This is a genomic window from Glutamicibacter sp. MOO4 (assembly GCF_056934395.1).
Map to the genome: position 1 here is coordinate 1,731,455 of NZ_CM167800.1, position 18,426 is coordinate 1,749,880.

Sequence of the window (18,426 nt, forward strand, 5' to 3'; positions counted from 1 at the left end):
GAGAAATAAAACAGTATCTTGGTGGCTTCCCAGCGGTCACCATTCCCTAGGTGAATGAGATTCTCCTAAGCGAAACGACGCGATCGGCTCCGCTGGAATAGCACAGCACGATGAACCCACGGCAGAAAATGCCGAGGAATCACTCCGGAGCTGGGCCCACATGAAACGAGAATATTAATATCGTGACTGACACGACTCTGACGGCAGAAGCTGCCGAACCACAAGACCCACAGACCATCGAAGAGCCAGCAAAGCAGAACTTTGCAGACCTCAAGGTCCGTTCAGACATTGTCGCTTCCCTTTCGGAAGCCGGGATCGAGTATCCCTTCCCCATCCAGTCGCTGACCCTTCCGGTGGCTCTGGGCGGAAATGACATCATTGGCCAGGCAAAGACCGGTACCGGTAAGACCCTTGGCTTTGGTATCCCTGCATTGCAGCGCGTGATCCGTGCAGGCGACAAAGGCTACGAGAATCTTGAATTCCCAGGTGCCCCGCAGGCACTGATCGTTGCCCCAACTCGTGAACTGGCTATCCAGGTTGGCGCCGACCTCGCACAGGCATCAAAGCACTCCAACATCTCCATCACCACCATCTATGGCGGTCGCCCCTACGAAGAGCAGATCAATGCTCTGAAGGCCGGCACCGACGTGATTGTTGGTACCCCAGGTCGCCTTATTGACCTGAACCGTCAGCGCGTGCTGAACCTCAAGCAGGTTCGCACCGTTGTCTTGGATGAGGCCGACGAAATGCTGGACCTTGGCTTCCTGCCCGACGTAGAGCGCATCTTGGCTGCCTTGCCTCCGGTACGCCAGGCAATGCTGTTCTCGGCCACCATGCCGGGCGCTGTGATCACCATGGCACGGCGCTACATGACCCGTCCAACACATATTCGTGCCCAGGATCCAGGAGACGACGATTCGCTGACCAAGCGCAACATCCGTCAGCTGGTCTACCGCGCACACAACATGGACAAGGACGAGATGGTGGCCCGCCTGCTTCAGGCTGAAGGCCGTGGCAAGTCCATCATCTTCACGCAGACTAAGCGTTCGGCTGCTCGACTTTCTGATGAGCTGGTAGACCGTGGCTTTAATGCCGGTTCTTTGCATGGTGACCTTGGTCAGGGTGCTCGCGAACAGGCGCTGAAGGCGTTCCGTTCAGGCAAGATTGAAATTCTGGTTGCTACCGATGTTGCTGCCCGCGGTATCGACGTTGATGACGTCACCCACGTGGTCAACTTGCAGTGCCCAGATGACGAGAACACTTACCTTCACCGTGTTGGTCGTACCGGCCGTGCTGGCAACACCGGCACCGCGGTAACTTTTGTTGACTGGGATTCGGTTCCTCGTTGGTCCTTGATCAACAAGGCACTGGGACTGAACGTTCCAGAGCCAGTGGAGACCTACTCGTCTTCCCCTCACTTCTTCACGGATCTGGACATTCCTAAGGGAACCAAGGGCCGTTTGCCACGCGCAAAGAAGGCTGCCCCTGCAGAGGGCGAAGGTTCGGAGCGTCGTGAAGATTCACAGCGCACTCCTCGCCGTCGCAACAACTCGCGCTCCCGTACCCGCACCGTCAACGGTCAGAAGACCGAACAGCGCGCCGGTCAGGAAGCCGTTGGCGAGCAGGAGAATTCACGCCACGGCCACTCCAAGGGCAAGCAGGACCGTCCAGCACGTGAGAACGAGCGGCATCGCGAATCGCACCAGCCAAATGCTTCAGCTGAGGCCGGCACGGATGCATCAGCACAGGAACCACGCCGCCGTTCGCGTCGTCGTACCCGTAGCACCGATGCAGGTGGACAGGACTAGTTTCAAGTCCCACCAGTTCGTTCGTTCTTCCGAAAGGAACCTAAGCCAGCGGTGCTTGCTCAACCCGAAGAATCAGCAATACCTGAAACCGGAGCTGATGATGATTCATCATCGTCAGCTCCGGCGTCAGCCAATACCGTGTACCACGGCGACAATCTAAGCATTCTCTCGGCTTTGCCAGATGAAAGCTTCACCTTGATCTACGTGGATCCGCCATTTAACACCGGACGTAAACAGACTCGTGCCCAGCGCACGATGGTTCGTGCTGCCGAAGGTGAAGGTGACCGCACCGGTTTCCAAGGTCGTGCCTACAGCACCGAACTTGGTGCTGCGCGTTCTTACCAGGACACCTTTGACGATTACCTCAGCTTCATTGAGCCAAGGCTTCGTCAGGCGCACCGTCTGCTCACCCAAGATGGCACCTTGTATGTGCACCTCGACTACCGCGAGGTCCACTACGTCAAGGTTCTACTCGATGAGATTTTTGGTCGCGACAGCTTCTTGAACGAAATCATATGGGCCTACGATTACGGAGCCCGCGCCAAGAACCGTTGGCCGGCTAAGCATGACACCATTTTGGTGTATGTGAAGGATCCAAAGAAGTATCACTTTGATTCTTCAGAAGTAGACCGTGAACCGTACATGGCTCCCGGCTTGGTCACTCCCGAAAAGCGAGCTTTGGGCAAGCTGCCTACCGACGTTTGGTGGCACACCATCGTTTCGCCAACAGGCAAGGAAAAAACCGGATACCCAACACAAAAGCCTGAAGGTATTTTGCGTCGAGTAGTTTCGGCATCTTCACGCCCAGGCGACTGGGTATTGGACTTCTTTGCCGGTTCTGGAACGACCGGAGCGGTAGCTGCAAAGCTGGGACGAAAGTTTGTCTTGGTAGATCAGAATTCGGAAGCAATCGACGTGATGCGTTCACGCTTGCCCGAGTCGACTACCTATACCGAGGCCTGAGTTCCACTGCTTTCCTGAATAATACGTTGCAACATTTCCGGCTCGGTGACATTCTCACCGAGCCGGTTTAGTTTCCCGGTTCCGTGATAATCCGAGGAACCGGTGATGATCAAGTTCTTTTTGGCAGCAAGGTCAAGCAACCATTCCTTGCCTTCTTCACTGTTGTCTCGGTGATGAATTTCCACCCCACCCAGACCGGCGTCGATCATTTCGTGGAACGTTGAGTTGGGTACGGTCCGTCCACGCAGCGAGGCTTTCGGGTGGGCAAACACGGGGACTCCCCCGGCTTCACGGACAAGTTTGACCGCTTCGGCCGGACGTACTGCGGGGTGGGTAACATAGTATTTGGAACGCGAAGACAAGATATTAGCGAAGGCCTCATTGCGATTCTCTGACACCCCTGCAGAGACCAGAGCATCAGCAATATGCGGACGGCCAATGGTTGCGCCCGGTTGGCAATGCTCACTGACCAAATCCCAACTCACCGGGTAGTCCTCAGCCAGACGTTCAACAATGCGCTGCGCACGAATGATGCGAGCGTTACGCGATAATTCCAGCTCGTCTAGCAGTGGCTGATAGGTGGGGTCATGCAAATAACTAAGCAAATGCACGCTAATCCCGTTGGGGTCCTGGCAGGTAATTTCCATGCCAGGAATGAAACCGACCCCCAGTTCCTTTGCCGTTTCGGCAGCCGGCGCCCAACCAGTGGTTTGATCATGGTCGGTCAACGCCACCACATCTAGTCCAGCGGTGGCAGAAGAACGGATCAAATCGGAAGGAGTTTGAGTTCCGTCTGACACGTTGGAGTGGGTGTGCAGGTCAATTCGCATATTCCTAGATTATCCCTTGCGCTGATTCTTTGCTGGGAAAGCTGAGTTGGTGACACACTTGGATTATGACCAATCAAGAATCATCTGCCACAGGCACAAATCAGCCGTTGGAAGACCGAGTGAACAACCGTTCCCAGCGTCCAACGTCCAAGGCATTCCAAGAATTCATGGCCTCCTCGTGGGCAACTGACACGTCGCAGCTACCAGAACAGGATGCAGCTGCACCGTTCGCTGTGGCCCGCCGTGCCAAGCTTTCGGAAAACTTTGTTGGTGAGCGTCTTGTCATTCCTGCCGGCCCATTGAAGGTCCGCTCCAATGACACCGATTACCGCTTCCGCCCACATTCGGCCTTTGCTCACCTGACCGGTCTCGGTGTTGACCATGAACCAGATGCAGTTTTGGTTATGGAACCAACCGATGACGGTGCTGGCGAGCACGGTAGCAATCACGTTTCCACTTTGTACTTCGCCCCGATGGCTGGGCGCGACACCACCGACTTCTACCTGAACTCCCGCTCCGGCGAGTTCTGGGTCGGTCCGCGCCCAACGCTGTCTTCCCTCTCCGCACGCACCGGCTTGCCAACCGATTCCCTGGAACAGCTAGAAATGGCCGTCACCAAGAATGCTGGCCCGCAGGCGCTTGGTGGTATCCGCATTCGTTTGGTCCGCGAAGTCGACATGAACATGGATGCTCTCGTTGACACTTCACGGATGAACACTGCACAGGATCTAGAGGCCAGCGATGCCCTAGATACCGAGCTTTCCGAGTTTGTCTCTGAAATTCGTCTGATCAAGGATGAGCACGAAATCACTGAATTGCGCGGTTCAGTTGCAGCGACCATCAATGGTTTTGAAGATGTTGTACGCAACTTGGATAAGGCTATTGAGCACGAGCGTGGTGAGCGCGTTGTTGAAGGTGCGTTCTTTGCACGTGCTCGCCTTGAAGGCAATGAACTGGGCTACGACACCATCGCAGCCTCGGGCAATAACGCCACGATCCTGCACTGGATCCGCAACACCGGTACCGTCTCACCAGGCGAAGTTCTGTTGCTGGATGCAGGTGTCGAAGCAGAATCCCTGTACACCGCAGACATCACCCGCTCGTTGCCAGTGTCCGGTCAGTACACCGAGGTTCAGCGCAAGGTTTACCAGGCCGTTCTAGATGCCGCCGATGCAGCGTTTGCTGCGGTCAAGCCAGGTCTGAAGTTCCGCGATCTGCATTTGATCGCCACCCGTGTTCTGGCCGAACGTCTCTCAGAGTGGGGCATCTTGCCTGTCTCGGTAGAAGAAGCCATGAGCCAAGAAGGTCAGCATCACCGTCGTTGGATGCCACACGGCACCAGCCACCACTTGGGGCTAGACGTTCACGACTGTGCTCAGGCTCGCGCCGAGCTGTACCTGGACGCAGAACTCAAGGAAGGCATGGTCTTCACCATCGAACCTGGCCTGTACTTCAAGGACGAGGATCTTGCGATCCCTGAAGAGTTCCGCGGTTTGGGTGTGCGCATTGAAGACGACATTCTTGTCACCGCTGATGGTGCCGAGAACTTGAGCGCTGCTTTGCCTCGAAACCCAGAGGACGTTGAGTCATGGATGGCCAAGCTGCGCGGCTAATCTAGGCAGACAATGCTTAAAACTGAAGGTCTCGATGTCATTGCAATGAGCAATGACACCGAGACCTTCAGTGTTTTTGTTCTAAGTTTTTAGGCTTCCGACTCGTCGTCCTTGGCCCGGTGCTGCGAACCTTGTGAAGGATTGATCGTCGGTTCAACCGCTGAAAGATCTTCATCGTTCTCGGCTTCAGAAGACTTATTCTGTGCTGATGAATCTTCGGCCGGCTTGGTGGCAGGCTCTTCGGCCGCCGCTGACTTTGGCTCGTTCACCCGCACACCGTAGCGTGGGCGTCCATCAGGCAAGTCCGGGAACTGACCCTTGCGTGCATCAGTTGCTTCTGCGGTATCTGGAGCCTGCGTTGGGTTTGGCTGGGTAGTAGTAGCCACCGGCGCCTGCTGCTGAACCTGGGTTGGTGCGTGGTGCGTGCCGGGTGCTTGCTGCGCGCCAGGCTGCTGTGCCCCTGGCTGCTGCGCGTTACCCTGTTGCGGACGCATAGGAAGTTTCGAAGCCAGTGCGCGAGCGGCTTGTGCCTGCTCGAAGTCCACCACCACGTCAAAGCTGGTAGCGACAAACTGGCTGGAGGAGGCAAAATCGCGCTTTCCGCGACGAGTTGAGTAGCTCACCACACCGGCCACCATCCAGATGGCCATGCCCAGACCGATGGAGGAAAGGATCTGGTAAAGACCGTTTCCGCCGCCGCCGAATAGCGAAAGTAGCAGGCCGACAAACAGGCCCATCATGCCACCCTGGGCGGCACCAGCAAGCGCCACCTTTGGGTAAGAAAGCTTCGCGGTCACTCGCTCGACAGTACGTACGTCATTACCGACAATGCTCACCGAAGCAACGGGAAAATCATTGTCTGCTAAGTAATCAACGAGCTTCTGCGCGTCGAGGTAGCTGGTGTAACGTCCAAGCAGTTCTCCGCGAGGCAAACCGTTGGGGCTGATCGAATTTACTCTATGAGGCGCGGTCATATCTATATTGTGCACAGGTTTACTGTGAGCCTGCCTAGTTGTGAAGTAACTATCGCTGACGGTGAAAGAAACAGTGGCTATCCTGTGGCTTTGCACACCGCGATGACCAGTGGGACACGATAGTCTAGAGAGGTGAGCGCACCAGTGTCTAAAATCTTCGTCGCCCGACTTCTCGGGCTTGATGTCTTCGACCCCTTGGGCGACCGCTTGGGCCGATTACGCGATGTTGTCGTCGTTTCCCGCGGCCCGCAGAAGGCCGCTGCTTGTGTTGGTCTGGTGGTCGAGGTACCCGGCAAACGTCGAGTCTTTGTACCGATGACTCGCATCCAGTCGATGGAAGCCAACCAGGTGATTTGTTCTGGTCTGGTAAATATGCGCCGCTTCCAACAGCGTGGCCAAGAAATCCTTGTTGTCGCCGAAATGTTTGACCGCACCATCACCTTTGTTGATGGATCCGGTCGCGGTGTTATTGAAGATATTGGATTGGCCCAGACCCGTCGTGGGGATTGGGAAATCAATGAATACTACGTACAGCGCGGCGTACCTACGTCTTCACTGCTGGGCCTACGCTCGCGCAAGCGTGACAAGGTACTAGTTTCCTGGCAGGACCTGCGTCACGGCTCCCAAGAAGAACCACAGTCAGCAGACACCTTCGTGGCCACCCACGATGAGATGAAACCCGCTGACTTCGCCGACGCTCTTCATGAAATGAATGAAAAGCGTCGTCTAGAAATTGCTGCGCACCTGCAAGATGAGCGCCTTGCGGACGTGCTTCAGGAATTGCCAGACCGTGAGCAGGTTGAGATCCTTTCAGCCCTCGGCCTTGAACGCGCTGCAGATGTGCTTGAAGAGATGGACCCTGACGACGCAGCCGACTTGTTGGCCGGTGTTTCTGAGGAAACCAAACATCAGCTCTTGGATCTGATGAACGAGGATGAAGCGAAGGACGTTCGCCGTCTGTTGGCCTACCCCGAAGGTACTGCCGGTTCGGTCATGACCCCCGTTCCAGTCATCTTGACTCCGGAGTCGACTGTGGCTGAAGCTCTGGCCTCCGTCCGTTTAGAAGAGCTGAGTCCCGCGTTGGCTTCCACTGTGTATGTGGTGCGCCCTCCCCTGGAGACTCCCACTGGACGATATTTGGGACAGGTTCACATTCAGGCGCTCTTGCGCGCAGCACCACCCGAACCATTGGGCGACATCCTTGATACTGAGCTTGAATCCATGTCGGATCTCGCCGATATCTCGGAAGTCGTCAGGCATTTAGCCACGTATAACCTCACCAGTGTGGGTGTGACCAATAAAGAGGGCCGGCTCGTTGGAGCCATCACCGTCGATGACATTTTGGATCACATCCTTCCCGATGATTGGCGCTCTCAGGACTAAACGAGCACCATCAACAGACAGATCAGCAGAGGAGTTCCAGCTATGGCTGAGCAGCGTAAAACTAATGGCCTGGACACCCCACTAGCAGCACGACAACGATTCTGGCCGAAATTCTCCCCTAACCCGGATCTTTTCGGTTCTGTCACTGAGAAATTTGCCCGCTTTATGGGTACGCCTCAGTTCTTGCTGTACATGACGGTGTTCTGTGCCTTCTGGCTGATTTGGAACTCCGTGGCGCCACAAAGTTGGCGCTTTGATGACTCAACGATCGGTTTCACCGCGTTGACGCTGATGCTCTCCTTGCAGGCTTCCTACGCCGCTCCCCTGCTGCTGTTGGCTCAGAACCGCCAGGATGACCGTGACCGTGTGTCCTTGTCTGAAGACCGCGCCCGTGCAGAGCGCAACCTCTACGACACCGAGTACCTCACCCGCGAGCTGGCTTCGTTGCGTCTGGCTCTTCGCGACGTCGCAACCCGTGACTATGTGCGTTCAGAACTTCGCAACGTCCTAGAAGAACTGCTCGAAACCACCGAAGGCGAAGAGTTGCACCTGCGCGCTAAGAAAAAGGGCAGCGGCAAGAGTTCCTCCCCACAGACCGGACTAATGGATTCGGTCAACGCCCCACAGTCACAGAATCGGAAGAACAACAGCAAGTGAGCAATTCGCCAGAACTTCTTGCGGCCCTAGCGAAGGTCAACGACCCAGAGTTACGTCGTCCCATCACCGAGCTTGATATGGTACAAAGCGCTCAGCTTGTGGGCAGCACAGCAGAGGTCACCATCTTGTTGACCATCGAAGGCTGCCCGATGCGTTCCACCATTGAGCAAGAAGTAAGCTCCGCGTTACTCACCGTGCCTGGAGTTCAGGACGTTAACGTCACCCTCGGCGTCATGGATCCGCAGCAGCGTGCAGACTTGCGCGAGCGCCTAGCTAGTCGACGCACCCCCTTTTCTGATCCGCAGTCACTGACCCGAGTTATCGCCGTAGCCAGCGGCAAGGGAGGCGTTGGAAAGTCCTCAATCACCGCAAACCTTGCAACACAGTTGGCCTCTCAGGGTTTAAAGGTCGGCCTGATTGATGCTGATATTCATGGCTTCTCTATACCCTCTTTGATGGGGATTACGCAGAACCCTACCCGGATGGATGACATGATCCTGCCGCCGGTAGCTCACGGTGTGAAAGTCATTTCTATCGGCATGTTTTTGGATTCGAACCAGCCTGTTATTTGGCGTGGTCCAATGCTTCACCGTGCCTTGGAACAGTTCCTGTCCGATGTGTACTTCGGCGACCTAGACTACTTGTTCTTGGATTTGCCTCCCGGCACCGGGGACATGGCAATCTCTGTTTCGCAGCTTTTGCCTAACAGTGAGCTGTTGGTTATCACCACTCCGCAGTCCACCGCCACCGAGGTTGCTGAGCGCGCGGGAACCATTGCCTTGCAGACTAATCAAAAGGTGATCGGTGTTGTCGAAAACATGAGCTTCCTGCAGTTGCCAGATGGCACGCGCATGGAAGTATTTGGCTCCGGTGGTGGCGCGAAGCTTAGCCAGTCACTGACCAGTCAGTTGGGTTACGACGTTGATTTGTTGGCGCAAATTCCCTTGGAGGAATCGGTACGTCTGGGTTCTGACCAAGGCAAGCCAGTGGTGCTAAGCGACGCCCAATCACCAGCGGCTACAGCCCTGAATGATTTGGTCAACAAACTAGTACAGCGACCGCGCGGACTAGCCGGGCGATCGCTGCCAATGTCGTTCTAGCTCGAAGCCTTAGGTGGCCTGTGGATCAAAGGGAGCTGCTTCATTTGCAGCCAGTGGAGCTTGCTTCTGAGTCTGAGGTGCAATAGCCGTTCGCACCGGAGCTGCTGCGACCGGGGTGTTCGGCTTTTCCTTGGCTAGGTTTACTGCGTCATCAAACTCATCGATGAGAGCTTCTTTGATGATGCGCCGTGGGTCGTACTGACGAGGATCCAGCTTTTTCCAGTCAATGTCGGCGACTTCATCGCCGACCTCTTCACGCAGTTGCTCTTTGGCACCGTTGGCCATGCGCCGCACTTCTTTGACCAAATTGGCAAGCTTTTTGGCGTATTCAGGCAACTTTTCGGGGCCAAGAATGACTACCGCGAGCACTGCGAGAATAATAAACTCGCTACCATTGATTCCAAAAAGATCCACGTAAAAAGATTACCTTGTCTCAGACAAACTCACGAAGTCACCGCGCCATATAACCAAGCGCCCTGCCAGCAGCACAGACTAATTCGCTGGACGCAAACCTCGTGGAAGCTTTGGCAGTGACAAAGACTTTGGCGTACGGTTTGCCGGATTGCGGTGTGCAAGGGCATCTCGAAGCATGGCCCTACCGCGATGGATACGTGAACGCACAGTTCCCAGCTTCACATCCAGAATGCGTGAGACTTCCTCGTAAGAGAAGCCTTCCATGTCACATAAAACGATGGCTGCACGGAATTCTGGTGAGAGAGAACGCAAGGCTTCTTGCACATCCACGTCGAGATTGTTGTATTCAAAGTAGCGTTCTGGGGTAATCACGTTACCCGGCAGACGTTCTTCAGCACCTTCGGCAAAGCTATCAAAGCGGATCTTGCTCTTGCGGCGGGCCTGATCTAGGAAGATGTTGGTGGTGATACGGTGCAACCAACCACCCATGGTTCCAGGAGTGTACTTATCCAACGCCTTGAAGGCGCGAACGAATGCTTCTTGGGAGAGGTCTTCTGCGTCATGGCGGTTACCGGTAAGGCGGTAGGCCAGTCGGAAAACCTGTTCGCCATGTTCTTGGACCATTTGGTCCCATGTAGGCGTGGTGGTTTCCGGTGCCGGGGTAGCAGAGATTGAATCACTTGGTGCATTGTTCACTCTTCAAGTATGTGTCGACAAGCTGAGCTGAAGCTAAGAATCCCCTGCGGGAGAACCATCAAGTTGAACAACTTCGCTCCGCGCGCTGGGTACGATTAGAAGTGGCCATTATCAGACAACGCTATTGAGGACCACTACCCATGCCTTCGATGAATCCAGAACTCTTTGCGAGCTGGACCTACTCTCAGAACCACGTCAGCGAGCCAGAGCATGTGGCGCAGGTTCGCGAACGGGCAGAGGATCTGGGAGTGCGGTGCATCGATCCTGCTGGGCGTTCCATGTTGCAGCTGTTGTGCACCTTGCGTAGGCCTCGCAACGCGGTTGAAATTGGTTCGGGTGTTGGAGTCGCCTCGCTGGCCATGCTTGAAGCCGTAGGCCCCTCACTGACGTTGACGGCCATTGAATCCGACTTGGAGCACGCCAATGCCATGCGTCAGGGGCTACGCGAGTCGGGCATTCCGTCGGCACGTGCCAGGATCATCAACGAGCGTGCTGAAAATGTTCTCTCACGCTTGGCCGATCATGCGTACGATTTGGTGCTGATCGATGCTGGCGCAGACTTACTGCTGGAATATGTTGCTGAGGCCAAACGCATCGTTGGTGTTGGCGGAGTCATTATTCTGAACAACGCTTTTGATGAGCATCGTCTAGCGAAGCCAGCTGTTCGCCGTACCTCAACGGTGATGACCCGCGATGCGTTGCGGATGCTTCGCGAAGATCCACGTTTGCAGACCCATCTATTCCCTAGCGAACAGGGATTGTTCGTGGCTACTGTTCTGCCACAACCAATTTCCAAGTCTCGCTAGGTAAGCCAAAAGGACCGACAATATTGTCGGTCCTCGAGTGCCATCGCCTCGTGGCGATCAGGGAAGTCTAGTCAGTGACTTTGAGCAGGCAATCGCGCAGCTCGGCCGCTTCAGCGTTATTCAGCTCAACGACCAGTCGTCCGCCACCATCAATTGGCAGGCGTAGGATCAGGCTCCGGCCCTCTTTGACAACTTCCATTGCTCCGTCACCGGTGCGTGGCTTCATTGCAGCCATTAAGCTGTTCCCTTCGTCTGGGCTAACGCGCGCAACGTGCTTTTGCGTCACGCACTACCGCTTGCCTTGTCCATACTCTGCCAAGATTCCCGGCTGAGTTGGGACTCTTATCATCTATTATTACTAATTTTCGCTCGTGTCGCTAATCACACGCCGTGACTCAAGGTCACGAATCGTATTTTCGAGGCTAGTAATTTCGGTTGCGAGCACGTCGAGAACCTCATCCACTTGATCGCAACGGTAGCCACGCAACCCGAGCGAAAAGCGAACTTTTTCAATGTGTTCAGCACGCGGGTTCTCTGGAAGCAGCACCGGTGGCAACGATGCCTGATGCTCCGTGAGCCCCACAATCGGTTCACCCGTAGCTTCAAAATGACGTCCAACGCCAAGCTTTTTACGTTGGCTCGAAAGCAACAAAGCCACTGCACCAATAAGTAACAGCGCAATGAGGATCAATAGGAACGGCATGGACTCCCCTAGAGCGCGTCTTTCGAATCAGTCTTTTTCTTGCCGGCGTTCAGCACCAAATCAACAGCCTCATCAGGGTCATCAGTGACCGTAAAGAGGTTCAAGTCCTTAGGCGAGATTGCCCGCTCAACAGCAACGGTATTGGTCAACCAATCAACCAAGCCGCCCCAGTATTCAGTTCCGACCAGGACGATTGGGAAGCTGGTGATTTTTTGGGTTTGCACCAAGGTCAATGCTTCAAACAGTTCATCCAAGGTTCCAAAACCACCGGGCAAGACAATGAAGCCTTGGGAGTATTTAACGAACATCGTTTTGCGCACGAAGAAGTAGCGGAAGTTCAGTCCCTTATTCACCGAGGAATTTAGACCTGTCTCAAAGGGCAACTCGATGCCAAGCCCAATAGAGATGCCATCATTATCCGCAGCACCCTTATTGGCTGCCTCCATGGCGCCGGGGCCTCCACCCGTGATGGTGGTAATGCCTTCCTGCGCCAGACGCGTTCCAATATGGTGTGCCATCTTGTAGTACGGGCTCTTTGGATCGGTGCGAGCCGAGCCGAAGACGGCAATCGCCGGTCCGGTGCCCGCGAGGGTTCCGAAGCCATTAACGAATTCAGCTTGAATACGCAGAACGCGCCAGACGTCGGTATGCGTTACATCTTCTTGTGGGCTCTCCAAGAGATAGTGGTCAAGCTGATCCTCGGGACGCTTGCCAGGCCAGCTCGATTCGATGTGGCGTTTTTGCCCTTCGCGAGCGTTCTTTTCACTCTTTCGCTGATGAACCATGTCTTCACTCTATCTGTTATTCACTAGCAACCCAGACCGTGTCGATGTACCGGCTAAGTGACAGTTTTGTAACATCTAGATGTGACTTGTTCGATGTGGCGCGTTGGACGCGTCACATCCAGTAATGTCTATTGCATGAACAGCGATCATCAGGCTCAGTCGGCTACCTCGGACGCTATCGTCCAGCTGACTGGGGTTAACAAGCACTACGGTTCGTTGCACGTGCTCAACAACATCAACCTCAGCGTGACCAAGGGCGAGGTTGTTGTCATTCTCGGCCCTTCGGGTTCCGGTAAATCAACGTTGTGCCGTGCCATCAACCGATTGGAAACAATCGACGAAGGCACCATCAAGATTGACGGTCAGACCCTTCCCTCCGAAGGCAAGGCACTGGCCAAGCTACGCGCAGATGTCGGAATGGTTTTCCAGTCCTTCAATCTGTTCGCCCACAAATCGATTCTTGAAAACGTGACGCTCGGCCCGATTCGAGTCAAGGGCATGAAAAAGGTTGCTGCCAAGGATTTGGCCATGCAGCTACTTGATCGAGTTGGCGTGGCCAACCAGGCGGACAAGCTTCCAGCTCAGCTTTCCGGTGGACAGCAGCAGCGTGTGGCAATCGCCCGCGCACTAGCTATGAAGCCAAAGGTCATGCTCTTTGATGAGCCAACCAGCGCCCTGGACCCAGAAATGATTAACGAAGTTCTGGACACCATGGTGGGACTGGCCAAGGAAGGCATGACGATGCTCGTGGTCACCCACGAGATGGGCTTCGCTCGTAAGGCCGCTGACCGAGTCATCTTCATGGCCGATGGTCAGATCGTGGAGCAAGCAACTCCTGAAGAATTCTTCACCAACCCACAGTCAGACCGTGCCAAGGACTTCCTCGGCAAGCTCATCACCAACCACTAATTTCATCACCCGCATCCAATTAGGAGAAATTATGCGTAAGTCTCGTTTGGGTAAAGTCGCCGCAATGGCAGCTATCGCAGCTCTGGCCCTAACCTCGTGTGGTGGCTCGGACAGCGAAGCTGACGGCGACAAGATCCGCATCGGCATCAAGTTTGACCAGCCAGGCCTCGGCTTCAAGGATGGTGACAACTACACCGGCTTCGACGTCGACGTTGCCAAGTACGTAGCCAATGAATTGGGCTACGCCGAGGACAAGGTTGAGTTCGTTTCAGCTCCTTCGGCCAACCGCGAAACCATGTTGCAGAACAACCAGGTTGACATGATCTTCGCAACCTACTCGATCACCGATGAGCGCAACAAGGTCATCGACTTCGCTGGTCCGTACTTCGTTGCAGGCCAGGATCTGTTGGTTGCTTCTGACTCTGACATCAACGGCCCTGAGGCACTGAACGGCAAGAATCTTTGCTCGGTCACCGGTTCCACTTCGGCTAAGAAGGTCAAGGACAACTACGCTGAAGGCACCAACCTGCAGGAGCTTCCGGGCTACGCAGAATGTGTCACTCAGATGAGTGGTGGAACCATCGATGCAGTTACCACCGATGACATTATCCTTGCAGGTTTGGCCGCACAGCCTGCTTACAAGGGCAAGTTCAAGGTTGTTGGAAAGCCATTCTCCGAAGAGAAGTACGGAGTTGGCCTGCCTGATGGCACCGACAAGTGCAAGGCCATCAACGAAGCGATCACCAAGATGATTGATTCCGGTGACTGGCAGAAGGCGCTGGATAAGAACACCGAGGGCACCGGCTACAAGCCAAACTCGAAGACTAATCCACCAAAGCTCGCAGACACCTGCGCATAAGCGCACCAGATGCGGCGGGGGCCAAGCCAATTTGTCTTGGCCCCCGCGGCATTCTTGTTTTTCCGATGACCGACTTTTCAGTCCATCGTTCCCATAGCCGCTTGGCCGCCTCACTGGCCATCGAGACAGAGGCTGACAGTGGAGAATTATTTATCCATATTCACTGAGTACAACATCCCCGGAGCATTCTGGGTCAATATCCAACTAACGTTCTGGGCAGCAATTGGAGCGTTAGTACTTGGAACCGTCCTGGCGTTGCTTCGCATCTCCCCCGTGGCAAGCTTCCGAGCCATCGGCTCCAGCTACGTCAACTTGGTTCGTAATACCCCGCTGACCATCATCATCTTGTTCGCCGTGTTGGCACTGTACGGCCAGTTGGGCTTCACCCTTGGTGGAGATTTCCAAGCGAACTTCTTTCGACTCTCGGTCCTCGGTCTAGCGGTGTATCACGCAGCGTTCGTCTGTGAAGCTATCCGCTCTGGTGTGAATACTGTTCCGCTAGGACAGGCAGAAGCGGCCCGCGCTATTGGTCTAGGCTTCATGCCAGCAGCTCGCTTGATCATCCTTCCTCAGGCGTTCCGCGGCGCTATTGTCCCGTTGGGTAACACCCTGATCGCTCTGATCAAGAACTCCACTGTGGCTGCCGTTGGTTCTGTGGCTACCGAGTCCTCTTCGGTAATGAAGTCGATGATTGAGTTCCGTGCCGATATCGTCATCCCGATCTTCCTTACCTTCGCCATTGGCTTTGTGATCATCGTGATCCCAGTTGGCCTAGTAACAACCTGGCTATCTAAGAAGTTGGCGGTGGCACGATGAGCGCATCAATTCTTTTTGATACACCCGGTCCGAAAGCACGTCGCCGAATCCTGATGATCAACATCGTCGGCGCGATCATCGCGTTGGGCGTTGTGGCTTGGATCTTCTTTGGCCTCGCTGGTAAGGGCCAGATGAAGCCTGAGCAGTGGGATGACTTCGTTCAGGCAAGCACCTGGAAGAACTACCTGTTGCCCGGTCTGGTCAACACCCTGAAGGCAGCCATCCTGGGCATCATCGGTTCGGTGATTTTTGGTCTGGTCTTCGGTGTAGGTCGACTCTCGCAGAACAAACTCATCAATGGTTTCTGTACTGTCATCGTGGAATTCTTCCGCGCTGTTCCAGTGCTGCTGATGATCGTGTTCTTCAACGTCTTCTTCGCACGCTCCCTGGAGCTACCTGGCGATACTGCGTTGTGGGCTGTAGTGGCCGCACTGGTCTTCTACAACGGCTCCGTTGTCGCCGAGCTGGTTCGCTCCGGTGTTCACAACCTGCCTAAGGGGCAGCGTGAGGCCGGCATCGCTATCGGTTTGACCCGTGGCATGTCGTTGCGTCACATCGAGATTCCGCAGGCTCTGGTGGCTATGTTGCCAGCGTTGATCGGTCAGTTTGTCGTGATCCTGAAGGACTCGGCTCTTGGCTACATCATCAGCTTCAACGAGCTGTTGTTCTTCGCCCGCACCTATTCCTCGCCTAATGGCAACGTCTTGCAGGCTTTGATCGTTACTGCGGTCATCTTCATCTTGATCAACTTCACCTTGAGCAAGATCGCAGAGATGGTTTCGAAGCGTTTGAGCAGTCGCGTCAAGAAGTCCAAGGATGCCCCTGCTGAATTGGTTGGTGCACCTGCCGGTGCCTTAGCTGCCGGTTCGGTGGACAGCGCCGAGAAGGATCCAAATAATCCTGGCGTCTAAATAATCAGGCACAAAAAATGCTCTCGCTGCTTCAAGCAGCGAGAGCATTTTTTGTGGCCATTAGTTGCCAAGAGCGTTAGTTAGCTTAGCCAGGCGCGTAAGGAGTTTAGACAGGTGCGGATATCTTCCTGCGCCACGTGCTCGTCATCGCTGTGTGCCAGCAACGCATCGCCCGGACCAAAGTTGACCGCTGAAACGCCGAGGGCAGAGAAGCGGGACACATCCGTCCAACCGTATTTAGGCTTCGGTTCCTGGCCAAGGATCTTGATTAGGTCTGCGGCGATTTCCTGATTGAGCCCTGGCTTGGCACCTTCGGCCCCATCGGTGCGCTCAATCTCAAAGCCCTCAAAGAGTTCAAAGACCAATGCCTCGGCCTGGGCCAGAGTCTTGTCCGGAGCAAAGCGGTAGTTGATTTCGACTTCGCAGTAATCGGGAATGACGTTACCTGCGATACCACCATTGATACGTACCGCATTCATCCCTTCGCGGTAGTCCAATCCTTCAACGGTGATGGTCTGTGGCTGGTAGTCGGCTAGGCGTTGCAGGATTGGGGCAGCATCATGAATGGCGTTGTGCCCCATCCATGCGCGGCCCGAGTGCGCAGCTTTACCGTGGGTTCGGATGACAAAACGGCTAGTTCCGTTACATCCGCCCTCAACGGTGCCGTTGGTTGGCTCTAGCAGGATGGCAAAATCAGCTTCCAGAAGTTCAGGACTGTTGCGTACCAGACGGCCCAATCCAGACTTGGCTGCTTCTACTTCTTCATGATCATAAAAGACATAGGTCACGTCGTACTTAGCATCGGTGAGTTCGGCGGCAAGGGCCAGCTGAACGGCAACGCCTCCCTTCATGTCGGTGGCTCCACGTCCGTAGAGCACACCGTTAATCACCTGTGCTGGAACGGTGCCTAGTGCACCTTCAGTACGAGGCAAGGGAACGGTGTCCAAGTGCCCGGCCAGCACAACCCGGCGCTCACGCCCAAAGTTGGTGCGGGCAACAAACGCGTCTTGGTCACGGTGAACCTGCAAATGCTCCAGCTTCAACAACGCCTCATGTACCTGATCGGCGATGGCTTGTTCGTTTCCGGAGACAGATTCAATGTTCATAATCTGCTCGGTCAGCACTGCGACGTCCTGTCGCAGGTCCAATTCGTTCACGGTATTCACAGTCCTACGTTTCTAGCTTCACTAGCCTGTCATCTATCAACGTTACCCGGGGCAACAACGATACGATCAGTGTATGACTTCAGAAACTGTGACTACCTCCAGTGACTCCTCCGTACGCTTGGCTTCAGGCCACGGGCTTGCCACCATCGCAGCAGATGGATCCGTCCTCGACGTCTGGTACCCAGCACCTGTGCTTGGTGAACTAGAAGAGGCTGATTCCCTGCCTCGTGAGTTGGCTTCTGCCGCTCAGGATGACGCTGCTCGTGGCACCACTCAGAAAGTGGTCTCGATGACCATTGACCTCGATGTGGCTCCCGCCGATACCGCAGATGTGTGGCTTCGTCTGCACGTACTATCCCACCGTTTGGCGCAGCCAAACACCATCAACCTTGACGGCATTTTTGGTCATTTGGCTAACGTCGTTTGGACCAACTTCGGTCCATGCCAGGTTGAAGGCTTCGAAGTAACCCGTCTAAAGCTTCGTTCCCGTGGTGCTGTCACCGTATACGGTGTAGACAAGTTCCCACGCATGGTTGACTACGTTGTACCTTCGGGCGTCCGTATTGCTGATGCTGACCGTGTGCGCTTGGGCGCTCACCTGGCTGATGGCACCACCGTGATGCACGAAGGCTTTGTAAACTTCAACGCCGGCACCTTGGGCACCTCGATGGTTGAGGGACGCATCTCGGCCTCGGTCATCGTGGGCAACGGCTCCGACGTAGGCGGCGGCGCCTCGATCATGGGCACCCTTTCGGGTGGTGGCAAGGAACGCATCGTCATTGGTGAGCGAGTACTGCTCGGCGCCAACGCTGGTGTGGGCATCTCCATCGGTGACGACTCGGTGGTTGAAGCCGGCCTCTACGTCACCGCGGGCACCCGCGTACTCTTGGGCGACAAGCAGGTGAAGGCTTTGGAGCTCTCCGGCGTTCCAAACCTTCTCTTCCGTCGCAACTCGATTACCGGTGCGGTCGAAGCATTGGCTCGCGCGGGTCAGACTGTTGAGCTGAACAGCGCACTGCACGCTAACTAAATT

At 55.2% G+C, this 18,426-nt stretch carries 20 protein-coding genes; 12 read left to right on the forward strand and 8 right to left on the reverse strand.

What is annotated here, in order from left to right:
* Nucleotides 1-182 precede the first annotated feature (182 nt).
* Together AC1Z3F_RS07990 and AC1Z3F_RS07995 are read left to right on the forward strand one after the other, a co-directional pair.
* On the forward strand, nucleotides 183-1,808 hold the full coding sequence (locus AC1Z3F_RS07990; protein WP_262197355.1) for a DEAD/DEAH box helicase: 1,626 nt from the start codon (nucleotides 183-185) through the stop codon (nucleotides 1,806-1,808).
* Nucleotides 1,809-1,886: 78 nt separating this feature from the next.
* On the forward strand, nucleotides 1,887-2,771 hold the full coding sequence (locus AC1Z3F_RS07995) for a DNA-methyltransferase (RefSeq protein ID WP_396268643.1): 885 nt from the start codon (nucleotides 1,887-1,889) through the stop codon (nucleotides 2,769-2,771).
* Here AC1Z3F_RS07995 and AC1Z3F_RS08000 read toward each other — a convergent pair.
* Nucleotides 2,756-3,601, reverse strand: a complete 846-nt coding sequence (locus tag AC1Z3F_RS08000; RefSeq protein WP_131088633.1) for a PHP domain-containing protein — start codon at nucleotides 3,599-3,601, stop codon at nucleotides 2,756-2,758. The genes AC1Z3F_RS07995 and AC1Z3F_RS08000 overlap by 16 nt on opposite strands.
* A 65-nt stretch (nucleotides 3,602-3,666) precedes the next feature.
* On the opposite strand from AC1Z3F_RS08000, the gene AC1Z3F_RS08005 reads away from it, so the two are divergent.
* On the forward strand, nucleotides 3,667-5,214 hold the full coding sequence (locus AC1Z3F_RS08005; protein WP_131088634.1) for an aminopeptidase P family protein: 1,548 nt from the start codon (nucleotides 3,667-3,669) through the stop codon (nucleotides 5,212-5,214).
* An 89-nt stretch (nucleotides 5,215-5,303) separates the two neighbouring features.
* On the opposite strand, the gene AC1Z3F_RS08010 is transcribed toward AC1Z3F_RS08005, so the two are convergent.
* Complete coding sequence (locus AC1Z3F_RS08010) at nucleotides 5,304-6,188, reverse strand: YflT domain-containing protein (protein ID WP_262197351.1); 885 nt, start codon at nucleotides 6,186-6,188, stop codon at nucleotides 5,304-5,306.
* Between the two features lie 132 nt (nucleotides 6,189-6,320).
* Here AC1Z3F_RS08010 and AC1Z3F_RS08015 point away from each other — a divergent pair, with 132 nt between their 5' ends.
* From AC1Z3F_RS08015 to AC1Z3F_RS08025, 3 genes are read left to right on the forward strand one after another with little or no spacing between them, the layout of a single operon-like run.
* Nucleotides 6,321-7,571, forward strand: a complete 1,251-nt coding sequence (locus tag AC1Z3F_RS08015; protein WP_131088635.1) for a magnesium transporter MgtE N-terminal domain-containing protein — start codon at nucleotides 6,321-6,323, stop codon at nucleotides 7,569-7,571.
* Between the two features lie 42 nt (nucleotides 7,572-7,613).
* Nucleotides 7,614-8,228, forward strand: coding sequence for a DUF1003 domain-containing protein (locus tag AC1Z3F_RS08020; protein ID WP_131088636.1), 615 nt, complete (start codon nucleotides 7,614-7,616; stop codon nucleotides 8,226-8,228).
* Nucleotides 8,225-9,328: an Mrp/NBP35 family ATP-binding protein gene (locus tag AC1Z3F_RS08025; RefSeq protein ID WP_444613802.1), complete on the forward strand. Its 1,104-nt coding sequence runs from the start codon at nucleotides 8,225-8,227 to the stop codon at nucleotides 9,326-9,328. Before AC1Z3F_RS08020 ends, AC1Z3F_RS08025 begins: the two co-directional genes overlap by 4 nt.
* Nucleotides 9,329-9,337: 9 nt before the next feature.
* On the opposite strand, the gene AC1Z3F_RS08030 is transcribed toward AC1Z3F_RS08025, so the two are convergent.
* Entirely contained in the window at nucleotides 9,338-9,742 is a 405-nt protein-coding gene (locus AC1Z3F_RS08030) for a sec-independent translocase (protein ID WP_131088638.1), read from the reverse strand.
* 78 nt (nucleotides 9,743-9,820) lie between these two features.
* Entirely contained in the window at nucleotides 9,821-10,438 is a 618-nt protein-coding gene (gene sigE / locus AC1Z3F_RS08035) for an RNA polymerase sigma factor SigE (RefSeq protein ID WP_262197348.1), read from the reverse strand.
* A 140-nt stretch (nucleotides 10,439-10,578) separates the two neighbouring features.
* Between sigE and AC1Z3F_RS08040 the strand changes: the two genes are divergently transcribed.
* On the forward strand, nucleotides 10,579-11,244 hold the full coding sequence (locus AC1Z3F_RS08040) for an O-methyltransferase (RefSeq protein ID WP_131088639.1): 666 nt from the start codon (nucleotides 10,579-10,581) through the stop codon (nucleotides 11,242-11,244).
* 67 nt (nucleotides 11,245-11,311) lie between these two features.
* On the opposite strand, the gene AC1Z3F_RS08045 is transcribed toward AC1Z3F_RS08040, so the two are convergent.
* From AC1Z3F_RS08045 to AC1Z3F_RS08055, 3 genes are all read right to left on the reverse strand, one after another.
* Nucleotides 11,312-11,479 carry a DUF3117 domain-containing protein gene (locus tag AC1Z3F_RS08045; RefSeq protein ID WP_131088640.1) on the reverse strand — a complete coding sequence of 56 codons (168 nt, stop codon included), beginning with the start codon at nucleotides 11,477-11,479 and terminating at the stop codon, nucleotides 11,312-11,314.
* Nucleotides 11,480-11,602: 123 nt separating this feature from the next.
* On the reverse strand, nucleotides 11,603-11,947 hold the full coding sequence (locus AC1Z3F_RS08050) for a DivIVA domain-containing protein (protein ID WP_131088641.1): 345 nt from the start codon (nucleotides 11,945-11,947) through the stop codon (nucleotides 11,603-11,605).
* An 8-nt stretch (nucleotides 11,948-11,955) separates the two neighbouring features.
* On the reverse strand, nucleotides 11,956-12,732 hold the full coding sequence (locus tag AC1Z3F_RS08055; protein WP_131088642.1) for an LOG family protein: 777 nt from the start codon (nucleotides 12,730-12,732) through the stop codon (nucleotides 11,956-11,958).
* A 177-nt stretch (nucleotides 12,733-12,909) separates the two neighbouring features.
* On the opposite strand from AC1Z3F_RS08055, the gene AC1Z3F_RS08060 reads away from it, so the two are divergent.
* The 4 genes from AC1Z3F_RS08060 to AC1Z3F_RS08075 all read left to right on the forward strand — a co-directional run bounded on the left by AC1Z3F_RS08060 (nucleotide 12,910) and on the right by AC1Z3F_RS08075 (nucleotide 16,227).
* The gene (locus tag AC1Z3F_RS08060; protein WP_207306504.1) at nucleotides 12,910-13,641 is read left to right on the forward strand and encodes an amino acid ABC transporter ATP-binding protein; all 732 of its coding nucleotides are present in this window, start codon (nucleotides 12,910-12,912) and stop codon (nucleotides 13,639-13,641) included.
* A gap of 31 nt (nucleotides 13,642-13,672) precedes the next feature.
* Complete coding sequence (locus AC1Z3F_RS08065) at nucleotides 13,673-14,500, forward strand: glutamate ABC transporter substrate-binding protein (protein WP_131088644.1); 828 nt, start codon at nucleotides 13,673-13,675, stop codon at nucleotides 14,498-14,500.
* A 138-nt stretch (nucleotides 14,501-14,638) separates the two neighbouring features.
* Entirely contained in the window at nucleotides 14,639-15,316 is a 678-nt protein-coding gene (locus AC1Z3F_RS08070; protein WP_131088645.1) for an amino acid ABC transporter permease, read from the forward strand.
* Nucleotides 15,313-16,227, forward strand: coding sequence for an amino acid ABC transporter permease (locus AC1Z3F_RS08075; RefSeq protein WP_131088646.1), 915 nt, complete (start codon nucleotides 15,313-15,315; stop codon nucleotides 16,225-16,227). The genes AC1Z3F_RS08070 and AC1Z3F_RS08075 overlap by 4 nt, the downstream gene beginning before the upstream one ends.
* Before the next feature lie 80 nt (nucleotides 16,228-16,307).
* On the opposite strand, the gene dapE is transcribed toward AC1Z3F_RS08075, so the two are convergent.
* Nucleotides 16,308-17,384 carry a succinyl-diaminopimelate desuccinylase gene (gene dapE, locus AC1Z3F_RS08080; protein ID WP_483566944.1) on the reverse strand — a complete coding sequence of 359 codons (1,077 nt, stop codon included), beginning with the start codon at nucleotides 17,382-17,384 and terminating at the stop codon, nucleotides 16,308-16,310.
* A gap of 82 nt (nucleotides 17,385-17,466) precedes the next feature.
* Here dapE and dapD point away from each other — a divergent pair, with 82 nt between their 5' ends.
* Nucleotides 17,467-18,423 carry a 2,3,4,5-tetrahydropyridine-2,6-dicarboxylate N-succinyltransferase gene (dapD, locus tag AC1Z3F_RS08085; protein ID WP_483566922.1) on the forward strand — a complete coding sequence of 319 codons (957 nt, stop codon included), beginning with the start codon at nucleotides 17,467-17,469 and terminating at the stop codon, nucleotides 18,421-18,423.
* The last annotated feature ends 3 nt before the right edge of the window (nucleotides 18,424-18,426 follow it).